Here is a 14,634-nt window from a genome sequence, read left to right as displayed (position 1 = left end):
TTTAGCATAAACCCATTTTTTTAATCTTGTATTTCTTTATTCCCGTCCTTCTAGCCTTTGCGGTTTATTTCTAATCCAAAATAATACAGGTAAATATATATATGACCGTTGCTAAATTCTCACCACCAGGAGAAATTCAGATTTCAGGAGTCACAGAAACAACAATTTTAAATTACTTTACTACTTTAAATGCCGGGGAATTTACACAAACCGCTGCGTTATTTGCGGAGGATGGTCTTATTTACCCACCATTTGAATGTGCTATTATCGGACAAGATGCGATCGCTACTTATCTTGACAAAGAAGCGCAAGATATCAAAGCCTACCCGCAACAGGGAATGAGTGAGAATTTACCAGATCATTATACTCAAATTCAGGTGACTGGTAAAGCGGAAACTTCCTGGTGTGGTGTAAATGTCCTGTGGTTATTCATTCTCAACCAAAATAAACAAATCACTGAAGCTAAAATCAAGCTTTTAGCCTCACCCCAAGATTTGCTGTGCTTACGGCCACCCGATAAAGAATATACAGTTGATCCCGTTTAGCCTTTAGCAGCAGTAGCTTGAGCTAAAGAACGGAATAGCAATTTTCTACCTAGTTCGATATCAGACGGTGAACACTGCCAATCTGGATGTGCTGTCATTAACAAGCTATCCAAAGTTTCCTGATCAAAAAGATGCCATACAGCAGCATCATTAATTTTTGATTCTAGAGCATAGCAGTTAGGAGAAATACAGTGAATTATACAAACGCTGGAAATTCTCGCCAAACCCATAATTTCGCCAGGTTGGAGAGAGCGAAATTGACGTATAACTTGTTTAAATTCAGTTATAGAAGATACTAAGAGTCCGGGGATAGACACTGTTGCTTTTTTATCTCCATTCACCGCAATCCAGTAATGACGACTAGGATCAATTCCTTCTAACCAAGGTGATTCATCATCTAGACGATAGCGGGGTGATAGGCAAAATAAAGCTTCCATAGTTGAAATTCTATTAAATTAGGGATTTTTATGTTTAGTAACCAAATAATCGGGATCATCTGCAAGCAGCCCTATATTTACAGTATTTAATAAGTTATACTGATATGTCAAATAAATTTAGCAAAAGTTATTAATTAACTTAATATTTCTTAATCATTAATTTAATCATCAACATTTATCTGCGAGCTACGCGCACTAGTAGAAATAAACCCGTTCCTAATCCAAATAAATTGGGTAGCCATGCACCGATTACAGGAGAAAGAATACCAGCCTGTGCTAAAGCTCCAGAAACAGATAATAGTAGGTAATAACTGAAAATGACAATGACACTAATACCAAAACTTGTTCCTCGTCCAGTACGTTGAGGTATACTACCCATAACTGAGCCAACTAAACCAAAAATCACACAAACAAAGGGAAAAGCGATTTTTTGTTGAATTCGCACTTGTAATTTGCGAATTTTTTGATCATTACCTCCCAAACGTTCGATTTCTAATTGTTCTAAAGCTTGAGAAATATTCATTTCCCCATAATCCCGGTTATTTTCTGCTAAAGTTAAAGGTGTGCGAGGTAGTTGTAATTGCTGATGTTCAAATCGTAAAATATTTCGATAGGATCGATCAGTTGCCACTAAATAAATAGTCCCATTATAAAAATCCCAAACTTGTTTTTTACCGTTCCATTTAGCTGATTCAGAAACGACAATTTGATTAACTTCCCCGCGAGAACGGTCTATAATTGTTAAACCCTTCATTTGTTTACCATCAAACTGATCAGCATAAAATAAGCGAGAAAGTATTTTATTTTTGCTCCCATTTGGTTCATTAATTTCTCGATATTCAGGATAATAAATATTTTGTTGTTTAAAAGAAGGTTGATCTGATTTCAGTGCTGCTTCTAGAGTAACAGTAGCTCGATAATTTGCGGCTGGAGCAATTTGTTCATTAAATATATAAGTCATGATCGTAACTGCAAAACTTAACACTACAGCAGTTAAAACCATCCGATAAACACTAACACCACAGCCACGTAATGCAATTAATTCACTTTCGCTGGAAAGACGACTATAAGTCATTAAAGTAGCTAACAAAGTCGACATGGGAAAAGAATAAACCATGACATAAGGTAGCTTTAATAAGAAAACTTCTAAAGCGATGTTAAGTGGTAAACCAGATTCTACAACTTTTCTTAATAATTCAAATAAACTATCAATTGCTAAAACTACAGAAGTAAATGCACCGACACCAAATAAAAATGGTGGCAGTAATTGGAGCGCCAAATAGCGATCCATGATAGAAAAGGAAAATAGGGAGATGAAATGAGAGAATGGTTTAAATTGTTTAGATGTCATGATTATGTTTCGCGCAAAGGAGCAAAGGCGCAAAGTTTAAAATTTTGATAGCTGGGGTGGTGTAGCCATATTTGGCAATTTTATATTTTAATTTATATTATTTCCTGCTCTCCCAAAGTACAGATTTATCTATGGTTAATTGATTATTCCTGTATTTGAGGGAGTATAGAAATACTATAGAAACGGTTATAAATTAATTTAAACAATTTAAACAATTTAAACAGAGAAATTATCACCTAAATAGTATTGTCGCACCAAAGGATTATTATAGAGTTCATCCGCATGACCAAAGGCGAGAATTTGTCCCTCGCGCATGATATAAGCACGGTTTGTAATGGACAGGGTTTCACGGACATTATGATCTGTGATTAATACACCCATACCACGTTCGCGTAATTGACCGACAATTTCCTGAATTTCAGACACAGCAATGGGGTCAACTCCCGCAAAGGGTTCATCTAAAAAGAGGAATTTAGGTCCATCTTTACCCGCAGCCAAAGCTCTAGCTAATTCTGTGCGTCGTCGTTCACCTCCAGAAAGTTGAATACCTTTACTATCGGCCACTTTTTCTAAGCGAAACTCCCGCAATAAAATATGTAATCTTTTTCCCCATTCTCTTCTAGGAACTTGAGTTTGTTCAAATACTAGGAGAATATTTTCTTGCACTGAAAGATGACGAAATACACTTGGTTCTTGAGCTAAATAGCCAATACCTAATCTAGCCCTTTTGTGCATGGGAAGATCAGTAATATCAAAATTATCTAACCACACTTTACCATGATTAGGTTTTTCTAAACCTGTAGCAATATAAAATGTTGTTGTTTTTCCAGCACCATTGGGACCGAGTAAACCGACAACTTCTCCTTGGTTAACAGCAAGGCTAACATGATTAACAATTAATCGTTTACCGTAGGATTTGTAGATATTCTCTAAAACAATTTTCACGCTTCAGCTTTTCCCTGATAGTAAATGCTAATTAGAACGCTTTAGGGATGGGGTTTTTGGGGCTGGTTTAGTAGTTTGTCTAGTTGGGGAGTCCTCTATCATGTAGATTGATTCTACCTGACGATTAGACTGGGGTAAGGCGATAAATTTACCTTCGTCAATTAGATAGGTGACTTTTTCCGCACGAATACTATTAGTACCTTGTTGTAGGATATACACATTACCACTGAAATCAATCCGTCTTTCCTTGCTAAAGTATTGTGCTTGAGCGGAAGTAGCTTGAATTTGACGAGCCGGATACAGCATTTGCACATTACCACGGGCAGTAATTACTTGGGTTTTCGCGTCATATTCCTGGACATCAGAGCGGATAGTCAAAGGACGATTGCCCCCAGGTTGGGCTATAGCAGGTTGGATTTGGGTAGACAATGCCACCGTACCCACAAAGGAAATTGGCAGCAATAAAGCCAACCCTAAGCGGCTTATCTGTGATTTTAGCAATTGATAAGAAGGTATCATAAAAGTCAAGGAATAGGGAATAGGGAATCAAATATGAGTTCTATAGCAAAAACGGACGGTGGTTTTAAATTTTAGTTTCGCTTTGAAAATGTCTGATCAAAACTGGCAAGAATTTGTTAGTTAATTGTTACTAAGTTATTGATTTTTACATATCTATGTACTTGCAATAAATTATTAAATCATACTTATACAAGTCATGATTTAGACATTAATTGACCGCGACTGGCATATTACTTAAGTGCGTCAAGTGCCAAAAATTTGTTAATTATTACCATTACCGAATTATTGAAGACGCACCCTACAGGAGATGATTAAAGGATTAAATCATGCAAATCATCCAAATCATAGTTTAGACACTAATCATGACTCAGAGAAATGCTGGGTAAAAGCCAAATTTGATTTTCTACCAATTCAGTATTTGCCAATGTTTCTAAACTTTCCTGTTGTAGTATTGTTAATAAATCTACACTTTGGGTAAATAACTCTTCCACATTAATACCGCCGTAGCTAGGTAGATAACGCCTAAGACGATTACTACCTTCTCCTAAAAGAATCATTGCCCCTCGTCGGTTACAATTACCCAGATGATAGAGTCCTACAGCGATTTGGAGAATACCTTGATAAAAAGTTTTATCTGGTTCGAGACTATCGATCCAGATTGCTTCTAGAATGTCATGACAGGCATAGAACTCTCCCGCATTGAACTGTTCTATACCATGCCAAAACTCGTCAGGCATGGTTTCATTCATCCCATACTATCCCGAACTTCTTTAATAGTTGCCATGGATATTTCTTGTTTATCACCGACAAAATCATTATCAGGGGTGAGGAACAGCATACAGTGACATTCTTTACGTTCACGCATGGGTACGCAGGGACAGTTCCAAAAAGCGGCGTTAACTTCGGCCTCTTTATCCTCATAATGGCGACAGGGACATAAAGGCGCTCCCAGGTCGTCTTTGTGTTTGGCCAGCCCTTCTATCACAACTGCGGTAACGGAAGGTTCAGAACAGAAGAATGTTCCCGTCCGTTTAGCGTATTGTTCGGAAAAATGCCGCATTGCCTCTAGGCTTTTATCGCTAGATTTTAAATTCACTTCTGGTGTAGTCATTGCTGATAAATTTTAATGTTTCTTTGCATTGTACATCACGGTCAGTGAGAGAAATCACTTTCAAACAAACTCAGAGCTTTTTGTAATTGAGGTTGTAGTTCTTGTTCGTTTTAGATAAAAATAGGGGGATATCCTTGATTAATGACCCTTTCTGCCAATGAATCTGGGTTTTGCTAGAGTAACCAACGACTAACAAAGGTTAAAGTTGATTTTTTCGGCAATAAATTTGTTCATTAATGATTGCTATATGTGAAAATTATCTGTTGATAAAGCCCTGGTGACTAGAAGTCGCAGCTATACAAACAAAGTCAGCCTACCCGGACTAAAAAAATTCAGCTGCAACCCACATAAGTGGACTTGGCTTGTGTAGATACGGTTAAATGCCCACCTAACTAAACCCCTACAACCAACAACTGATAACATGATTTATCCCGTTATTTGGCGTAATAATTCAGTATCACTGATTGATCAAACTCGCTTACCTAATGAATATATAGTGGTGGAAATTCACCGCAGTCAAGATATGGCCCAAGCTATTACCACTATGATTGTTAGAGGTGCGCCAGCAATTGGAGTGGCTGCTGCTTATGGAATGTACTTAGGGGCAAGAGAAATTGAAACTAGCGATCGCCAGGAGTTTTTAGCTAAACTAGAGAAAGTAGCCAGTTTATTGCGTTCTACCCGTCCCACTGCGGTAAATTTATTTTGGGCAATTGGTAGAATGATGCAAACGGCTTATGAGACTTTGGGAACAGTTACAGAAATTCAAGAAACTCTTTTAGAAACAGCTAAAAATATCAATGCCGAAGACTTACAAACTTGTCAAGCTATAGGCGATTATGGTTTAGGCGCATTACCACAAACCCCGGAAAAACTAATTATCCTCACCCATTGTAACGCAGGTGCTTTAGCTACGGCTGGATATGGTACAGCTTTAGGTGTAGTCCGTTCCGCTTGGAAACAAGGACGTTTAGCTAGAGTATTTGCAGACGAAACCCGTCCGCGCTTGCAAGGGGCAAAACTCACTGCTTGGGAATGTGTACAAGAAGGGATTCCAGTCACAGTAATTACCGATAATATGGCCGCCCACTGCATGAAACAAGGTTTAATAGATGCTGTAGTTGTAGGCGCTGATAGAATAGCTGCTAATGGTGACACTGCTAATAAAATCGGGACTTACAGTTTAGCTATTGTTGCCAAATCCCATCATATCCCTTTCTTTGTCGCCGCACCTCTATCCACCATAGATTTTCAAATAGCTAATGGTAGTCAAATTCCCATTGAAGAACGTCACCCAGGGGAAATTTATCAAATAGGTGAAACTATTCTCACCCCTCCAGGAGTAGAATTTTATAACCCGGCTTTTGATGTCACACCTGCGGATCTAATTACAGCCATTATTACAGAAAATGGTGCTTTTTCTCCAAGTGATTTATTAACGGCTAAAGAAAAATAAATACTTGCTTTTTTCTCTTTCCCATACAGAGTATGGGAATAAATTATAGAATTATTAACCGCAGATAAACGCAGATAAACGCGGACGAATAAATACAGATAAATACAGATTAATTTTTTTTAATTTTTGATTCCTATCCATTGGGTAACAGGGGACATTGCTTTCCAACCCAAAAATCTTGACCCAATAGGTTCAGCGCGTTGAATTGCAATCCGGGTAAAATTCCCTCCCACTTTTTCATACCATTGATATAAAATCACTTCACCCTCTAATGTCACAACATTAACAACCATTCTCCCCCCAGAAAGTAAAGCATTCCAGCAATTTTCTAGTATTTCTGGTTCTGTCACACCACCACCAATAAAAATCGCGTTGGGTGGAGGTAAATTTTCTATAACTTCCGTACTTTTACCCGCAATAATTTGTAAATTCGGTGTTCCCAAAGCAGCCGCATTATCAGCAATATAATTTATTCTAAAGGCATTTTGTTCAATAGCGATCGCTCGACATCTCCTGTCGCTTCGCAGCCATTCTATAGAAATAGAACCACAACCAGCCCCCACATCCCACAGTAACTCCCCAGGGTGAGGTGCTAAACTCGATAAAGTCACCGCCCGGACTTCTCTTTTTGTCAATTGTCCATCATGATGAAAAGCACTATCAGGTAAACCGGGAAATCTCGATAAACCAACTATTCCCTTATCAGCAGTACATTCCACAGCAATAGTATTTAAAGGGGCGATATTTTTTCCTTGCCAATTAGTAGCGATATCTGTTATAATATCCTCATTAATATTACCCATTTTTTCTAAAACGGTAATTTGACTATTACCGTAACCGCGACTTATTAAAATTTCCGCCACATTAGCCGGGGTATGTTTTCCCTCACTCAAAATTAATAATTTTGCACCAGGATAAATGTAAGATTGGACTAGAGAAACCGGACGACCACATAAACTTAAAGTTTCCACCTCCGTTAAAGACCATCCTAGTCGAGAACAAGCTAGACTAAAAGCCGAAGGTGCAGGAATAATTGTAACTTCCGAAATATTAATATCTTTAAGAATATTTGTACCCACACCATAGCATAAAGGATCGCCAGTAGCTAAAATACAAACTGCTTGGCCACGACGACTAATAATTTCTGTTATGGAAGTTTGAAAAGGTGATTTCCAGGGAATTTTTTCCCGGTGGTCGTCGGGGGGTAACATGGAAAGATGACGTTCCCCTCCAAAGATAATTTTAGCTTTGTCTAAGCAAGAAACAGCTAGGGGACTTAACCCTGCTAAACCATCTTCACCGATACCGATAATTGATAACCATTTTTGCATAATTTGTGAGGTTGTTTGTTTTGTTGGAATATCGCTTTTATTACCTTACCGTTACAGGCTATGAACTTGAAAATAGAGATTGAACAAGAGGAAGACGGACGCTTTATTGCAGAGGTGATTGATTTTCCCGCTGTGTTAACCTATGTAAACAATATAGGAAGCGGTGGCTATAAGGTTCAGGCTTTGACTTTGCGTGTTTTGTCTGATAAAGTGGCACATTATGAAGTCAAATCTGATTTGTATTGAATTAGTCTATAATTATTAAGCAAATTAATACACAAAGGAATTTAGATGCTGCGTATATTCCAAAATGCCAAAAGCGTAATATCAGTCTGTCTAGCGACATTGATTGTTGTAGTAAGCACTTTAACTATTTTTCCATCTACAGCTAGTGCAGGAGTTATAGACATAATCATTAAATGTGAATCTGGCAGCAACTGTTCGAGTACACCTTCTTTTGTAGCGGGAGTAATTGCTGGTAGTGGAGTAACGCTTATTGCTACTGGACAGGCTGAAACTATAGCTGGTAGTGTATTTATAGCAAATGCTGTACCTATAATAAGCAGTTTAGCGGTTATTGGACAAACAGCTGTAACAGCTTTAGCTCCATTAGCGGCCGCTGCTACAACTGTTGTATCAGCACCAGTTCTAGTTCCTGTAGCAGCAACACTAGCAGTAGGAGCAGTAGGTGGATACGTTGCATCTCAGGTAGTAAGCAATTTAAGCGATAACCACAGTCAAAATGTAAATTAGTAGTTTCTGATTTGCTGTATTTGACAATATTGGAAATCACCAATTTTTTAAGTCATCTGATTATTTCATAGAAGACTTGTAAACATAAAATTAATAAGCCTTCGGTTAATTTATCGAGGGTTTTTTGCTGTTAATATACATCTTTCATTTTCCCACCAAACCGCCTGAGAATGAATTCTCAGTCTCATAGCAAAAGTCTGTTAAAACAGACTTAATAAATATCAATCTTCATTCAGCTTTAGCTTAATTTTGCTATTAGCCAAGAAATTTATTTTTTGCTTTTAAAATCCAGTCAATTAAATTAGTGTTATAATTATTCTATCTATTTATAAGGAGAAATTATGAACATTGATACATCTTTAGATCAAATCATTCTTGATCAGATTAATATCATTCAACAACAAACCAACCAAGATATCAAACAAATTATTCAAACTGCAATTGATCTTTATTATCAAAAAATTAAACAGCCAGAAAATGATCCTCTTGCTTTACTTAAACAAAGTGACTTTATTGCGTGTGGAGAAGGTGATCCAGATTTGTCTAGCACTTACAAAACTCAATTAAAAACCATCTTAGAAGAATCTTTATGATTATAGCAGATACAGGATTTTGGTTAGCATTAGCAATAGGGAAAAAATCAAGACTTAATATTAAAGATTTTTGATTAAATTATCATTAGTGTATCCTTATTTATTGAAATTATGCCTACTGAAACTATTACACTACAAATACCCGAAACTATCTATCAACAGTTAGTTAATACCGCCACTGCTATGGTTCGGGCTACAATAATTAGCTTACCTATGAATAAACCCGTTACCCCTTTATTATAGTTGTTCGTAAACCTTTGTTAATGAGTGGTTGGTATCCTCTTCATGACTAAAAAAATTAACGATAGCATAAAATACTATTTTGTGGTACAATGCTAAAACTTAGGGTTGGGAAACTTCGGTGTAATTCCGGGACTGTGCCGCAGCTGTAAAGCAATTTTGGATTTGACTAAAAATCTCAAATCTAAAGTTGGGTAAGTCAGAATGCCAATTCTAGGGTATCTACTCAATTTCTGTCTCTGCGTCACACAGAGAAGGAGTCACGATTTTGCAATTTCCATTGACTGCTTGTCCAGGGTTATTTTACAATACATTAGCCCAAGATGGTTTTCTCTGTCGTCTGAGAATACCAGGGGGAATGATTAATTCTCAACAATTTGAGGCCATAGCGGATATTTCTGATCATTATGGTGGGGGCTATATTGATATTACTAACCGCGCTAATATCCAAATTAGAGAAATTAAACAAGGGATAAATATTCAAGTTCTGGAAAAATTACAAGCGCTAGGTTTAGCTTCTACTAATGCTAGTGTAGACCATATCCGCAATATTATGACTAATCCTACAGCGGGTATTGATACTCAAGAACTAATAGATACTCGTCCCTTAGTTAAAGCTTGGGAAAAATATATTACAGCACATTCTCATCTCTCCCAATTATCGGCGAAATTTAGTGTGTGTTTTGATGGTGGAGGCAAAATTTCCCTAAAAGACCGCCCCAATGATATCATCTTAGCAGCAGAATTAATTAACAGCAATATCCATTGGCGATTATATCTCAGTTATGGAGAAAAAGGAGAACCAGCCAAAGACACGGGAATTTTACTTAAACCAGTAGAGACAATAGCAGTTTTAGCAGCATTAGCAGAAACTTACCTCAAACACATAGACATTAACAACCGTTGTAAACCACGTTTACGAGAAATTATCAATCACATCACCATCGAAAAATATCTGCACCAAGTCAAAGAAGAATTAGAGCCAAACACATTTAATTTTGAATTTAATCTTGAAAAACCTTCTCTTTGCGTCTCTGCGTCTCTGCGAGAGAAAAATCTTATAGGCATTCATAGCCAGAAACAAAGCGGGTTATATTACATTGGTATTGTTTTACCTTTAGGAAGACTAGAAACCTATCAAATTCGAGGTTTAGCTAATCTTGCCAAAAGATACGGTGATGATAATATCAGGTTAACACCTTGGCAAAACCTAATATTAAGCGACATTCCCCAAAATCAAATCATAGAAGTTGAGAAAGAAATTACCAACTTGGATTTAAACTATTCACCAACGGACATCAAAAGTTTTTTAGTAGCTTGTTCTGGGAAACGAGGTTGTGCTGCTGCGGCCACAGAAACGAAAGATGATGCTTTAGACTTGGCAAAATACCTAGAAAATCTTATGATTTTAGATTGTTCGGTTAATATCCATTTTAGTGGGTGCAGTAAATCTTGCGCTCAACATACCCAAGCTGATATTACCTTACTTGGTGTTGCCGGCGGAAATTTTCCCGGTTATCAAATTTATGTTCTTGGTCATTTGCTCTATGAATATGTGACTTTAGCTAAAGTTCCAATGATCATTCAGCAAATATTGGCAGTGTATCAGCAACAACGTCTAAGTTTACAGGAATCCTTCAGCCAGTTTATTGACCGTCAAAAACACCAATTAAACCAATTATTTAGCAAATCCAGTCCAAATTCAACAGTTACAATTTTAAAATACCATGTTTGATTACATCCGTGACGCTAACGAAATATACGCTAAATCCTTTGAAATTATTCGCTCAGAATCCAATCTCCATGTGTTACCAGATGATGTAGCTAAAATTGCTGTTCGTCTGATTCATGCCTGTGGAATGACGGATATTGTCAAAGACTTAGGATATTCTTCTACAGCGGTAGAAGCTGGGAGAAAAGCCTTGATTGACGGCGCACCGATTTTGTGCGATTCTCACATGGTAGCCGAAGGGATAACAAGAAAAAGACTACCCAAAAATAATAGGGTGATCTGTACCCTAAATGATCCAGAAGTACCACAACTGGCTAAAAGATTAAAAAATACAAGATCAGCATCTGCCCTAGAATTATGGCGCTTTCATATAGAAGGGGCAATAGTGGTGATTGGAAATGCACCTACAGCACTATTTAGGCTATTGGAAATGCTAGACGAGGGAGTTCCTAAACCGGCGTTAATATTGGGTTTTCCCGTCGGTTTTGTGGGTGCGGTTGAGTCAAAAGCCGCATTGTCCGCAGATAGCCGCAATGTACCATTCTTAACTTTACATGGAAGACGGGGCGGAAGTGCGATCGCTGCGGCTGCTGTTAACGCTTTAGCAAGTGAGGAAGAGTAATGACTAATCCTGGAGGTCGTCTTTATGGAATTGGTGTCGGACCTGGAGACCCAGAACTCATTACCTTAAAAGCCTTACGTATCCTCCGTTCCGTTCCCGTTGTTGCTTATCAGTCAGCGGTAGATAAAGAAAGTATCGCCAGAAAGATTGTTTCCCCCTACCTGGATAATCATCAAATTGAGGTATTATTTCATCTTCCTCGCGCCTTAGAACCAGAAAATGCCAAATCTATCTACGACCGAGAAGTTCAACCCATTGCTGACCATTTAGCCGCTGGTCGAGACGTGGTGGTTCTCTGTGAAGGAGACCCGTTTTTTTACGGTTCATTTATGTATTTATTTACTCGATTAGCTGATAAATACAAAACAGAAGTTGTTCCTGGAGTTTCCTCACTTATGGCTTGTCCTGTGGCTTTAGGTTTGCCATTTACTTATTATAATGATGTTCTTACCGTTTTACCTGCGCCATTACCAATAGAAATACTAACTAGCCAACTTCTAACCACTGACGCGGCGGCCATTATGAAACTTGGTCGTCATTTCTCTAAAATTAGGAATCTTCTCCATGAATTGGGACTAGCTTCACGGGCTAGATATATTGAACGCGCTACAAGTACGCAACAACGTATATTACCTTTAGATGCGGTTAACCCCTTGGAAGTACCCTATTTTTCCATGATTATCATCCCTACCAAAAATAAATTGTAGGAAATTGGGAATTGATAACTCTTGATATTCATCTGCGGTTAATTACCCATTTCTATCCCGTTTAAATTCTCAATAGCTTAGTTTCGTCAAATACATGAATACAAGAGTAGTCCCAGCGGTTGTAGTTTTAAGTCAAAATAGCGTTATTGTGGGGCGGAAAATTACTAATATCTTTGCAACCGCGAAATTATACGGTTTAGCTAGTCGTACTCATGATATTGATATTAGTTTTACCAACTTTGGCGAAACTGTGCGGGAATTGTTTGCTGCTGGTACGCCAATAATTGGTGTTTGTGCGGCTGGGATTCTCATTAGAACAATTTCACCCATTTTAAATGATAAGGGACAAGAACCACCTCTTTTAGCTGTCGCAGAAGATGGAAGTGCTGTAGTACCGCTTTTAGGTGGACTGAGTGGTGTAAATGATTTAGCCCGTCAAATTGGAGAAGTGCTGAATATTAAACCAGCAATTACCACCACGGGGGATATCCGGTTTCATACCGCTTTGTTGTCTCCCCCCTGGGGATATCATTTAGCTAACCCAGAACAGGGGAAAAAATTTATTGCTGACCTATTGTCCGGGAAAAAAGTCAAGTTACTCGGAACAGCACCTTGGTTGAGGGAGAGTAATTTACCTATTGATGAAAACGGCGAGTTAAAGATTAAAATTACCGAATATTTGGGTAATTATGACTGTAATTGTTTAGTTTATCATCCTGCGACCATAGCGATCGCTCTCACCAACCCAGAACCAGATACAATTACTCAAATTCAGCAAATACTCACAAAATCTAACTTAGCATCTGTTGCTGTCGCTGGCATATTTGCACCTCTTCACTTGGCCAATAATTCCCAACTCCATGCTGTAGCTAAGGCTTTAAACGTTCCTGTCCGGTTTTTTCGGGAAAACCAACTCTCCTCCGCTTCAGCCCTAGCCTTAGCCGCCACAGGTACAGACGGTCGAATTATATCATCTTCATGTTCTTCTATTGCTGTCGCCATTTCCAGCCAAATTATCAACCCCACCACAACAGGACAAGCCCAGGGGAAATTAGCCATTATTGGTACTGGTCCTGGTGGATTTCAATGGATGTCACCACAAGTAAGGGAAATTTTGCATTCAGCTACGGATTTAGTAGGTTATAAAACTTATATTAATTTAATTGCATCCTTGGCTGTCGGCAAGCGCGTCCATGAATCAGATAATCGAGTAGAAGCAGAAAGGGCTTATCAGGCGCTAGACTTAGCCGCAGCGGGAAAATATGTAGCGGTTGTCTCTTCTGGCGACCCCGGTATTTACGCAATGGCTGCGGCGGTTTTTGAGGTTTTAGACCAATATAATAAACCAGAATGGCGCACAATTGATATTCAGGTCGCCCCTGGTATTTCCGCTATGCAAGCCGCCTCCGCCCGTATTGGTGCGCCTTTGGGACATGACTTTTGCGTAATTTCCCTATCTGATATTTTAAAGCCTTGGGAAATTATCGCCGAAAGAATCACCACTGCGGCAGTAAGTGATTTTGTGATTGCTTTCTATAACCCTGTATCAAAAAAACGCAATTGGCAACTAGCAGCCGCGAAAAAAATTTTATTAGCATACAGAAAACCTCATACACCAGTAGTGTTAGGAAGAAATCTAGGGAGAAAGGGAGAAGAGGTTAAAGTTATTACCCTAGAAGAGTTAGAACCAACATTAGCAGATATGGGAACTGTAATTATTATTGGTTCTTCCCATACTCAACAAATTCAACAAGATAATAATGTTTGGGTTTATACTTCACGTCGCTATAACTTTGAGGAATAATGTTTTTTTATTTTTTTTATATAGCAGGGAATAGTCCAGGTTTATCTGCGGTGAACTTCCCTATTTCTCTACTTGACAGCAGAAGAGAAATACTATAATTTTCAAGATATAATTCACTTAATTATGTCTAGTTTATATCTGAAAAAGACTTGATTTTTTGATTCTGATCATCAACAATAAAAACATCATGTTCCAGACATGATTGTAGCCAATAAAAGTGACAGAAGCCCTAAAAGTGTCCGCGAAAGCGGACATTTTACTTTTTTTTAAAAATATCATCTGCTATTTATGAATATTTTTAAATAAATGAACTATATTTTTGTATCTTACCCAGAGAAGAGAGTAAAGAATTAAAGGTATATGAAAATTATAAGTTACAGCAGTTTCCGAAGTTATGAGGTACAGTTAGTAATAATAAAGATAATACTGTCATGAAAGCATATTCAGTGGATCTCCGAGAAAAAATAGTTGCAGCCCATATTGAGGAA

Annotated in this window: 17 protein-coding genes and 1 riboswitch; of the genes, 10 read left to right on the top strand and 7 right to left on the bottom strand. The window is 38.0% G+C overall.

Features of this window, described 5'->3' with window-relative positions; all coding sequences use genetic code 11:
- Nucleotides 1-101: 101 nt before the first annotated feature.
- Nucleotides 102-545, top strand: a complete 444-nt coding sequence (locus tag H6F39_RS15160; protein ID WP_190372546.1) for a nuclear transport factor 2 family protein — start codon at nucleotides 102-104, stop codon at nucleotides 543-545.
- Here the strand turns inward: H6F39_RS15160 and H6F39_RS15155 are convergent.
- The 6 genes from H6F39_RS15155 to H6F39_RS15130 all read right to left on the bottom strand — a co-directional run bounded on the left by H6F39_RS15155 (nucleotide 542) and on the right by H6F39_RS15130 (nucleotide 4,908).
- Complete coding sequence (locus tag H6F39_RS15155) at nucleotides 542-982, bottom strand: hypothetical protein (protein WP_190396954.1); 441 nt, start codon at nucleotides 980-982, stop codon at nucleotides 542-544. The two genes, H6F39_RS15160 and H6F39_RS15155, sit on opposite strands and share 4 nt — an antisense overlap.
- 175 nt (nucleotides 983-1,157) lie before the next feature.
- Nucleotides 1,158-2,273 carry an LptF/LptG family permease gene (locus H6F39_RS15150; RefSeq protein WP_137907858.1) on the bottom strand — a complete coding sequence of 372 codons (1,116 nt, stop codon included), beginning with the start codon at nucleotides 2,271-2,273 and terminating at the stop codon, nucleotides 1,158-1,160.
- Between the two features lie 276 nt (nucleotides 2,274-2,549).
- Entirely contained in the window at nucleotides 2,550-3,278 is a 729-nt protein-coding gene (gene lptB / locus H6F39_RS15145; protein WP_137907818.1) for an LPS export ABC transporter ATP-binding protein, read from the bottom strand.
- Nucleotides 3,279-3,305: 27 nt separating this feature from the next.
- Entirely contained in the window at nucleotides 3,306-3,797 is a 492-nt protein-coding gene (locus H6F39_RS15140; protein WP_137907817.1) for an LptA/OstA family protein, read from the bottom strand.
- Between the two features lie 356 nt (nucleotides 3,798-4,153).
- A complete protein-coding gene (locus H6F39_RS15135) occupies nucleotides 4,154-4,546 on the bottom strand; it encodes a DUF309 domain-containing protein (protein ID WP_137907816.1) in 393 nt (130 codons plus the stop codon).
- Nucleotides 4,543-4,908 (bottom strand): ferredoxin thioredoxin reductase catalytic beta subunit, encoded by a 366-nt coding sequence (locus H6F39_RS15130; protein WP_137907815.1) that lies wholly within the window; start codon nucleotides 4,906-4,908, stop codon nucleotides 4,543-4,545. The genes H6F39_RS15135 and H6F39_RS15130 overlap by 4 nt, the downstream gene beginning before the upstream one ends.
- A 421-nt stretch (nucleotides 4,909-5,329) precedes the next feature.
- On the opposite strand from H6F39_RS15130, the gene mtnA reads away from it, so the two are divergent.
- Complete coding sequence (gene mtnA, locus H6F39_RS15125) at nucleotides 5,330-6,364, top strand: S-methyl-5-thioribose-1-phosphate isomerase (protein ID WP_137907814.1); 1,035 nt, start codon at nucleotides 5,330-5,332, stop codon at nucleotides 6,362-6,364.
- A 119-nt stretch (nucleotides 6,365-6,483) separates the two neighbouring features.
- Here mtnA and cbiE read toward each other — a convergent pair whose 3' ends face one another.
- A complete protein-coding gene (gene cbiE, locus H6F39_RS15120) occupies nucleotides 6,484-7,695 on the bottom strand; it encodes a precorrin-6y C5,15-methyltransferase (decarboxylating) subunit CbiE (protein ID WP_190396953.1) in 1,212 nt (403 codons plus the stop codon).
- A gap of 60 nt (nucleotides 7,696-7,755) precedes the next feature.
- On the opposite strand from cbiE, the gene H6F39_RS15115 reads away from it, so the two are divergent.
- The 8 genes from H6F39_RS15115 (at nucleotide 7,756) to cobJ (ending at nucleotide 14,146) form a co-directional block, all read left to right on the top strand.
- A complete protein-coding gene (locus H6F39_RS15115; RefSeq protein ID WP_137907812.1) occupies nucleotides 7,756-7,941 on the top strand; it encodes a type II toxin-antitoxin system HicB family antitoxin in 186 nt (61 codons plus the stop codon).
- A 45-nt stretch (nucleotides 7,942-7,986) separates the two neighbouring features.
- A complete protein-coding gene (locus tag H6F39_RS15110; RefSeq protein ID WP_190396952.1) occupies nucleotides 7,987-8,448 on the top strand; it encodes a hypothetical protein in 462 nt (153 codons plus the stop codon).
- 341 nt (nucleotides 8,449-8,789) lie between these two features.
- The gene (locus tag H6F39_RS15105) at nucleotides 8,790-9,041 is read left to right on the top strand and encodes a CopG family transcriptional regulator (RefSeq protein WP_137907810.1); all 252 of its coding nucleotides are present in this window, start codon (nucleotides 8,790-8,792) and stop codon (nucleotides 9,039-9,041) included.
- A gap of 111 nt (nucleotides 9,042-9,152) precedes the next feature.
- Nucleotides 9,153-9,284 (top strand): hypothetical protein, encoded by a 132-nt coding sequence (locus H6F39_RS21005; RefSeq protein WP_255501579.1) that lies wholly within the window; start codon nucleotides 9,153-9,155, stop codon nucleotides 9,282-9,284.
- A gap of 65 nt (nucleotides 9,285-9,349) precedes the next feature.
- Nucleotides 9,350-9,508, top strand: a riboswitch (cobalamin riboswitch).
- A gap of 41 nt (nucleotides 9,509-9,549) precedes the next feature.
- Nucleotides 9,550-11,016, top strand: coding sequence for a precorrin-3B synthase (gene cobG / locus H6F39_RS15100; protein ID WP_137907809.1), 1,467 nt, complete (start codon nucleotides 9,550-9,552; stop codon nucleotides 11,014-11,016).
- The gene (locus H6F39_RS15095) at nucleotides 11,009-11,635 is read left to right on the top strand and encodes a precorrin-8X methylmutase (RefSeq protein ID WP_137907808.1); all 627 of its coding nucleotides are present in this window, start codon (nucleotides 11,009-11,011) and stop codon (nucleotides 11,633-11,635) included. The genes cobG and H6F39_RS15095 overlap by 8 nt, the downstream gene beginning before the upstream one ends.
- Complete coding sequence (locus H6F39_RS15090) at nucleotides 11,635-12,342, top strand: precorrin-2 C(20)-methyltransferase (RefSeq protein WP_137907807.1); 708 nt, start codon at nucleotides 11,635-11,637, stop codon at nucleotides 12,340-12,342. Before H6F39_RS15095 ends, H6F39_RS15090 begins: the two co-directional genes overlap by 1 nt.
- Nucleotides 12,343-12,436: 94 nt before the next feature.
- Complete coding sequence (cobJ, locus tag H6F39_RS15085; protein WP_190372551.1) at nucleotides 12,437-14,146, top strand: precorrin-3B C(17)-methyltransferase; 1,710 nt, start codon at nucleotides 12,437-12,439, stop codon at nucleotides 14,144-14,146.
- Nucleotides 14,147-14,634 lie beyond the last annotated feature (488 nt).

This window comes from Dolichospermum sp. FACHB-1250, from assembly GCF_014696335.1.
GTDB classification, from domain to species: domain Bacteria; phylum Cyanobacteriota; class Cyanobacteriia; order Cyanobacteriales; family Nostocaceae; genus Dolichospermum; species Dolichospermum planctonicum.
This window is presented reverse-complemented; position numbering and strand designations above follow the sequence as displayed.